Origin of the sequence: Oceanisphaera ostreae (genome assembly GCF_042676125.1) — a bacterium.
Classification (GTDB): Bacteria; Pseudomonadota; Gammaproteobacteria; order Enterobacterales; family Aeromonadaceae; genus Oceanimonas; species Oceanimonas ostreae.
Window position 1 is genome coordinate 1 of the sequence record NZ_JBHTJS010000069.1, and the last position, 867, is coordinate 867.

Consider the following 867-nt stretch of genomic DNA (forward strand, 5'->3'; position numbering starts at 1 on the left):
GACCCTGGAGGCAGCACTTGCTGACCTCGTTCGTAGATTGGCTCCCCGCCTCATTGCAAACCTCGAAGAGTATCAGGAAGCCGATAAAGGTCGGACTTCGCATCACAAGGATGAGGCCGCATAAAGTGCGAGGTCGGGGAACCGGTGATCATTATCTAACAAACCATAGCTTAAAGGAAAGGGCATGAACGTTTTTGTGGGGATTGATATTGCAGCTAAAACATTTGACCTCGTTATTAGAAAAAATGGGCGGTCATATAAAGTCGAGCAGTTCAAACAAACACCGCAAGGACATGCCAAAGCAGTGAAGCGACTGCAGGCTCAAGCGCCCTCCCTGATCGTGATGGAAGCGACGGGCATCTACTACTTTGACTTGGCTGTTGCTTTAGTGAAAGCAGAATTACCCGTCGCAGTCATTAACCCAAAAAGCTTCCATCACTTTGCTACGCTCAAGCTGACGGGAAGCAAGACCGATGGTATCGATTCGGCCTTGCTGGCTGAGTATGGCGAGCGTATGGAGCCTCGCCTCTGGACGCCTCCAAGCGAGAACCACCTTGGCCTACGGGACATTGGTCGGCAAATTAATCGACTTACAGCCACGCGAACACAGGCTAAAAATAGGCTACACGCGTTGCAAGCTAAGCAGGCAACGATGCCAATGCTAATCGAAGATGAACAGGATGGAATTGATACGTTGAACGAGCGTATTGAACGGTTAACTCAGGCCGCCCTAGCATTAATAGCAGAGTCAGAAACACTCTCTCTTCACTTAAATAATATGTGTGCTGCTAAGGGAGTAGGAAGGGCAACAGCACTCATTGTGTTGGCTGAGCTATGTGTCTTACCTAAAGATTTAAAGGCACCGCA

General features: G+C 49.1%; 1 protein-coding gene. It reads left to right on the forward strand.

Annotation, left to right across the window (positions count from 1 at the left end; all coding sequences use genetic code 11):
• Positions 1-184 precede the first annotated feature (184 nt).
• On the forward strand, positions 185-867 hold a 683-nt coding region (locus ACFQ1C_RS16140; RefSeq protein WP_379559704.1), incomplete at its 3' end, for an IS110 family transposase.